This window comes from Thiogranum sp. (genome assembly GCF_058323355.1).
Genome location: NZ_JBTTIO010000090.1, coordinates 1 through 6,527, shown reverse-complemented (window position 1 = coordinate 6,527; position 6,527 = coordinate 1). Strand labels below are relative to the sequence as shown.

Sequence of the window (6,527 nt, the reverse complement as noted above, 5' to 3'; positions counted from 1 at the left end):
ACTGCGCTTTGAGCTACCATCCACCACAGCATCGGATTATTATCATCGAGCACATCTCTCTCATTCTCCTTGAGCCAACCGATAGCTGCGTTCAGCGATCGATTAATTTCAGTATGGGATAACGGATCGACCCGCCTGTTGTTGTCCCAGACCAGATATGCATAAAATGTCGCACCGAAAACAAACAGCACTAAAAAGGAATAGATCAGATTTCTTAGCATAGCCTGCCTTGTGGATTATTTTGTTCTAACCAACGTATAATTCGAAAAAACCGACACACCTAATGATGTTCAACCCCGGCATCTAAAGTGTCCAGGTACCCCTCCCGCAACAAATACAGATAAATATCCTGCGCCGCCTCCATGGGCGTCAGCCCCTCGGTATCCACGCGTAATTCCGGGTGCTCGGGAATCTCGTACGGATCACTGATGCCAGTAAACTCGGGTATTTCACCACGACGCGCCTTGGCGTACAGGCCTTTACGATCCCGCGCTTCGCAAGCTTCCAGCGAAGTTGCCACGTGGATTTCAATAAAATCTCCGTGCGGCTCGATCATCTCGCGCACTGAACGGCGCATCTGCGCGTAAGGCGCAATCGGCGCACAAATGGCGATACCGCGATTTTTGGTGATTTCGCTGGCCACGAAACCGATACGGTTGACGTTAAGGTAACGGTGTTCTTTTGAAAACCCCAGCTCGCTGGACAGGTTCAGGCGCACGATATCACCGTCCAGCAATGTGACCGGACGACCACCCGCTTCCAGCAGCTTGGCGTAAATGATTTTCGCCAATGTAGATTTTCCCGAGCCGGAAAGGCCGGTAAAGAACAGCGTGAAACCCTGTTTACTGCGCGGCGGGTAGGCTTTACGCAGCGTGCGCACGACTTCGGGAAAGCTGAACCAGGCCGGGATTTCCTCGCCCTGGCTCAGGTCTTTTTTCAGCTGTGCATCCGTATAGTCGATGGCTTCCAGGCCTTCGCGTTCGATCACCGAAGCCGGCAGGAAACGATCCTTCGCCGGGACGTAACGCATGGCCTCCACCGGCACTACCTCGATATCCAGCTCGGCGCTGAACGCCTTGATCAGTTCACGTGACTGTTCCGGCTGGTAGAACTGGTGCTCTTCACCATTGCTATTGGCCGGCGGGTAAGCGTGCTTCGGCCCGATGATCATGTGAGAGCAGCCATAGTTCTGGCTGACAATCGCGTGCCACAGGGCTTCACGCGGCCCGGCCATGCGCATCGCCAGCGGCAGCAGCGACAGCATGGCCAGGTTCTGCGGGTAATACTGTCGGATCGCCTGGTAGCAGTGCACGCGTGCGTAGTAGTGCAGGTCACCGGGCTTGGTCATGCCGACGGTAGGATGCAGCAGTATGTGCCCCTGAATGTCCTTGGCGGCCTGCAGGGTGATATCCCGCTGCAAGCGGTGCATGGGTTTCGACGTCTGGAAGGACACGACGCGACGCCAGCCTTTCTTTTTGAACAACGCCCGCAGTTCTTCCGGCGTATCCCAGAAACTCTCGAAATCGTGGTGTACCGGTGACTGGATACCCTCGATACGGCCACTGATGTAAACCGGTTTGACGACCTCGTGCAGGTAGCGCACGCCAGGATGCGCATCCGAGCTGGTGTTATACACTTTTTCCGCCTCGCGGGTTTTGTCCGGCTGCCAGATATCCTCAACGGTCAGCACCGCGGGCATAAAGCCCTCGCCATCACGCAAGGCGATTTTCGAGCCCTTTTGCAGCTTGCCGGCAAATGCCTCGTCGACGTCAAGTACAATGGGCACCGGCCAGACAGTGCCATCCGCCAACCGCACGTTATCAACGACCGAGTCGTAATCGGCCTGGTTCATGAACCCGTTCAATGGTGAAAACGCACCATTCATCAACAGTTCAAGATCACACACTTGTCGCTGAGTGAGAGTAAGTGACAGATATTGCTGAGATTCTGTTTTAAGTGCTTCAGCCTTGTCTGGATCGACCAGCAGATTGACCAGCTGACCGCCATGCGGTTTTACAAAAAACTCAGTCGTTGCCATTAGTTAGAAATCCACGATTCATTCAACACCATACTGCTGCCGGTAATAATTCCTGTATTCCCCGCTGCGCGCTCGCTCCACCCAGTCAGGGTTCTCCAGGTACCACTCGACCGTTTTGACAATACCATCTTCAAAGCGGTGTTCCGGCGCCCAGCCCAGACTCTGCATGAGTTTACCCGAATCAATGGCATAACGCCGGTCGTGACCGGGACGATCCTTCACATAGGTGATCAGCGTTTCCCGGGGGGTGTCGCCAGGGCGCAGTGTGTCCAGCGTGCGGCAGACACGTTTGACAATATCGATATTTGTCCATTCGTTGCAGCCGCCGATATTGTAGGTTTCACCGGGGACTCCCTGGCTCAGAACGGTATCGATGCCGCGGCAATGATCTTCTACATATAACCAGTCGCGGATATTTTTGCCATCACCGTAGACGGGCAGGGGTTTGCCTTCCAGCGCATTCATAATGACCAGCGGGATCAGTTTTTCGGGAAACTGGTAGGGACCGTAGTTATTCGAGCAGTTGGTGGTTAACACCGGCAGGCCGTAGGTATGAAACCAGGCACGTACCAAATGATCCGAAGCGGCCTTGGATGCCGAGTAGGGGCTGTTGGGCGCATAGGGCGTCTGTTCTGTAAACGGCGCATCGTCCTGACCCAGCGAACCGTACACTTCATCCGTGGACACGTGCAGAAACCGGCAGGCGTCGCGCTCACCCTGCCACGCGGAGCGGGCTGCTTCGAGCAGTGTATAGGTACCGTGTATATTGGTCTGCATGAACGCTTCGGGACCGGTAATGGAACGGTCGACATGTGATTCCGCGGCAAAATTGACCACCGTATCGACGGCCTCGTCCTCGAACAACTGCCTGACCAGGCCGGCATCGTCGATACTGCCGTGGACAAAACGATAGTTGGCGTTATCCTCCAGGCCAGCCAGGTTCTCCAGGTTACCGGCATAGGTCAGGGCATCCAGGTTTATAATGCGATCAGCGGCATGATGCTTTAGCCAGTAATGGATAAAGTTGGCACCGATAAAACCGCCCCCGCCTGTGACCAACAGCGTTTTCATATTGCGTTTTCCTTCAACATTCTGTGCAGGCTCTTGCGCCAGTGCGGAATGTCATACGCCAGATCATGGCGTATTTTTTCTTTGCTTAAAACAGAATAGGCCGGACGTTGTGCCGCACACGGCCACTCACTGCCGGGAATAGGATGCAGTTGCTCCGTGCGTACCGGATACCCGAGCGATGGCGCCACTGATAAAACCTCATAGGCCAGGTCGTACCACGAAGCCACACCTTCATTGGTAAAGTGGTAGATGCCAGCCGCGTCATTTTCTATCAGCGCCTGCATCGCCCCGACAATATCGCCGGTCCACGATGGTGTACCGATCTGGTCGTCCACGACTTTTAGCGCATCCCGTTCTGCCATCAGACGTAACATGGTTTTGACAAAGTTGTTGCCATGCACACCGTAAACCCAGGCTGTGCGCAGAATCAGCGCCTGTGGCAAAACAGCCAGCACCGCCCGCTCACCTTCCCACTTGGACTGCCCATAGACATTCAAGGCATCACCCTTGTCGCCCTCCCGGTAAGGTGTTGCCTGCCTGCCACCGAAAATGAAGTCCGTCGACACATGCAACAAGCGGCTGCGGCTCTGCTGTGCGCCCTGCGCAACGGCCCTGGCGGCGTCGCGGTTCACAGCGAAGGCCCGTTCCGTTTCATCTTCCGCACGATCCACCTGCGTATAAGCGGCGCAGTTGATGATCCAGTCGGCCTGGCAGGCCGCAATCGCGCCAGCCACGTCACCGGACCCGGTCAGATCCAGTTCCTCGCGGCCGATGCCAGTCACCTCGTACCCCTGCGCGGTAAACGCGAGCACCGCTTCCCGCCCCAGTTGACCTCTGGCGCCCGTCACCAGGATTTTCACGGCGCTTCCCGGTACAGCGGCAGGACATCTGTCATATTTTCCAGCAGTCCATTTGCCGCATCTTTTTCCGATATAACAACGTTACTGCCCGGCCAGTTGATACCGATAGCCGGATCATTCCACAGAATACCGTGTTCATCCTGCGGGCTGTAATAGGCCGTGCATTTGTAGAGAAAATCCGCCATATCACTCAAGACACAGAACCCGTGCGCAAAACCGGGCGGGATATAAAGCTGGTGCTGGTTATGCGCAGATAACTCGGCACCCACCCACTGGCCGAAGGTCGGCGAGCCACGGCGGATATCGACGGCCACATCGAATACACAGCCGGTAACCACCCGCACCAGCTTGCCCTGTGGTTGCCTTAACTGATAGTGAAGGCCACGCAGCACACTCTGCCTGGAGCGTGAATGGTTGTCCTGCACAAAGTCGACTGCCAGCCCTTGCCCGGCAAATTTCTGCTTATGCCAGGACTCCATGAAAAAGCCACGGCTGTCACCAAAGACATCCGGCTCGATCAACAGCACTTCGGGAATCCGTGTCGGTGTTATCTTCATGGAAACTTTTTGGCGTCCCCGAGCAGATCGAGCAGATAACGCCCGTAACCACTTTTTTCCAGCGGCCTGGCCAATGCCTCAAGTTCTTCGTCGGTAATATACCCCATGCGGTAGGCGATCTCTTCGATACAGGCAATTTTCAGGCCCTGACGCTGTTCCACGGTTTCGATAAAATTGGCGGCCTGCAGCAACGACGCATGGGTGCCTGTATCCAGCCACGCGGTACCCCGGCCCAGCCTCTCAACGTTCAGCTTGCCCTGCGCCAGGTAGTGCGCGTTAATATCGGTGATTTCCAGCTCACCCCGTTCAGAGGGGCTGAGCCCGGCCGCGATATCGACCACCTGCCTGTCATAAAAATACAGCCCGGTTACGGCATAGTGCGAACGCGGGCTTGAGGGCTTTTCTTCTATTGATACCGCCCGTCCTTCGCGGTCAAACTCCACCACACCGTAGCGTTCCGGATCACGTACCCGGTAGGCAAATACCGTGGCGCCGTCCTCGCGCTGAGCGGCACGCGCCAGGTTGGTTCCCAATCCATGTCCGTAAAAAATGTTGTCACCCAGTATCAGACAACAGGTGGACTGGCCAATGAATTCTCTGCCGATCATAAATGCCTGCGCCAGCCCCTCGGGTCGCGGTTGAACGGCATACTGAAGATCCACGCCGAACCAGCTGCCGTCACCCAGCAACAACTGGAAAGCTTTGTTGTCTTCCGGGGTGGTGATAATCAGAATTTCCCGAATTCCCGCCAACATCAGTGTCGACAGCGGGTAATAAATCATCGGTTTGTCGTACACTGGCATCAACTGTTTGCTGACAGCGTGTGTCAAGGGATGCAACCGGGTACCTGCGCCACCAGCGAGAATAATGCCTTTCATTCAGGGGATCTTGATAGCTAATATGAAGTTGCAGGGTATTGTAGATAAGTTGGGCTGACAAGTGAAAGCCAACGGTCGTTCAGCTACCTATACATCATGATCCGCCAGACCCGCTTGGCGCTCGCCAACCGAGGCCACATCGAGACCTGCTTCGCGCAGCGCTTTGATCGAAGCCAGCGGGAGGTTTTCATCAGCCAGCCATTTCAACCAAGCTTCCTCAAGGCCACGTAGTCTTCTTCGGCCAGACACGCCTGCGCAAAGGCGAATACTGCCTTCAGGTCTTCTATCGTGACTTGGGGGTAATTATCCAGTACTTGTTGTTCTGTCCAGCCCTCCGCGAAGAGAGACAGGATGAAATCCACTGACAGGCGCGTACCGTTGATAATCGGCTTGCCGGCGAGAACCGTCGGGGCGGACACAATCCGGGCTTTCCAGTTCATTGGGTACTCCTGCCTGGTTAACCGATCAGCGACATGCTCCCGGCCCGCATTTCAGCATACTGCACGGTAGCATATCGTTCTGATGAGTTGGAGGGAATGACCCTCATGGGCGGAACGGCACTCGCCCTGCAGATCGGCCACCGGTTCAGTTTAGACTTCGATTTCGCCACTTTCGAAGAAACATTGCCCACCCGGAAAATTGATGCATTGGTTTCCCGATTGAAGGCCGAGGGCCACAACATCAGCCTGATTACCGATTCAGCCATGATTAGCCAGCATAAGATCAATACAGGAAATGATCTTTTGAAAAAAGTACGTGACTACGTGATGAACGGAGTCAAAGTGACGTTCTTTACTCACGGTAAAACCCAAAAGCAGCGCGAATATTTTTTGGCCTCCTCGGAAAAATTCGTGGGCAAGGACCGACGCGGACAAGCGATCAAGCCTGTGATTTTGTATAAATTTCACGGCCTGTAAGGCCTGAAAAACAACGCTGACAACGGGATGTCAGTTTTGCCTCGAATGATCGAGGCGCTCTGAGCGATTGGTCATTTGCCGGATTGATGCTCTCGCAGAGGCGCAAAGCACGCAAAGGGACAGGCGGCTAATGACAGAAAACGAGATTGGAACGGGTATTGTCGATAGTGCGGTTCAGATTCACCGTGAAACGGGGCCGGGACTGC

General features: G+C 55.0%; 9 protein-coding genes. 1 reads left to right on the top strand and 8 read right to left on the bottom strand.

What is annotated here, in order from left to right; all coding sequences use genetic code 11:
- The 8 genes from ACW81B_RS12235 to ACW81B_RS12200 all read right to left on the bottom strand — a co-directional run.
- On the bottom strand, positions 1-221 hold a 221-nt coding region (locus tag ACW81B_RS12235; RefSeq protein WP_491580503.1), incomplete at its 3' end, for a hypothetical protein.
- A 59-nt stretch (positions 222-280) separates the two neighbouring features.
- On the bottom strand, positions 281-2,038 hold the full coding sequence (locus ACW81B_RS12230) for a bifunctional sulfate adenylyltransferase/adenylylsulfate kinase (protein ID WP_491580502.1): 1,758 nt from the start codon (positions 2,036-2,038) through the stop codon (positions 281-283).
- 18 nt (positions 2,039-2,056) lie between these two features.
- On the bottom strand, positions 2,057-3,109 hold the full coding sequence (rfbB, locus tag ACW81B_RS12225; protein WP_491580501.1) for a dTDP-glucose 4,6-dehydratase: 1,053 nt from the start codon (positions 3,107-3,109) through the stop codon (positions 2,057-2,059).
- Positions 3,106-3,969 (bottom strand): dTDP-4-dehydrorhamnose reductase, encoded by an 864-nt coding sequence (gene rfbD / locus ACW81B_RS12220; protein ID WP_491580500.1) that lies wholly within the window; start codon positions 3,967-3,969, stop codon positions 3,106-3,108. The genes rfbB and rfbD overlap by 4 nt, the downstream gene beginning before the upstream one ends.
- Positions 3,966-4,526 carry a dTDP-4-dehydrorhamnose 3,5-epimerase gene (rfbC, locus tag ACW81B_RS12215; RefSeq protein ID WP_491580499.1) on the bottom strand — a complete coding sequence of 187 codons (561 nt, stop codon included), beginning with the start codon at positions 4,524-4,526 and terminating at the stop codon, positions 3,966-3,968. Before rfbC ends, rfbD begins: the two co-directional genes overlap by 4 nt.
- On the bottom strand, positions 4,523-5,404 hold the full coding sequence (gene rfbA / locus ACW81B_RS12210) for a glucose-1-phosphate thymidylyltransferase RfbA (RefSeq protein ID WP_491580498.1): 882 nt from the start codon (positions 5,402-5,404) through the stop codon (positions 4,523-4,525). Before rfbA ends, rfbC begins: the two co-directional genes overlap by 4 nt.
- Positions 5,405-5,491: 87 nt before the next feature.
- Positions 5,492-5,611: a DUF5615 family PIN-like protein gene (locus ACW81B_RS12205; protein WP_491580497.1), complete on the bottom strand. Its 120-nt coding sequence runs from the start codon at positions 5,609-5,611 to the stop codon at positions 5,492-5,494.
- Complete coding sequence (locus ACW81B_RS12200) at positions 5,608-5,844, bottom strand: DUF433 domain-containing protein (protein ID WP_491580496.1); 237 nt, start codon at positions 5,842-5,844, stop codon at positions 5,608-5,610. Before ACW81B_RS12200 ends, ACW81B_RS12205 begins: the two co-directional genes overlap by 4 nt.
- A 33-nt stretch (positions 5,845-5,877) precedes the next feature.
- Between ACW81B_RS12200 and ACW81B_RS12195 the strand changes: the two genes are divergently transcribed.
- Complete coding sequence (locus ACW81B_RS12195; RefSeq protein ID WP_491580495.1) at positions 5,878-6,321, top strand: nucleotidyl transferase AbiEii/AbiGii toxin family protein; 444 nt, start codon at positions 5,878-5,880, stop codon at positions 6,319-6,321.
- Positions 6,322-6,527 lie beyond the last annotated feature (206 nt).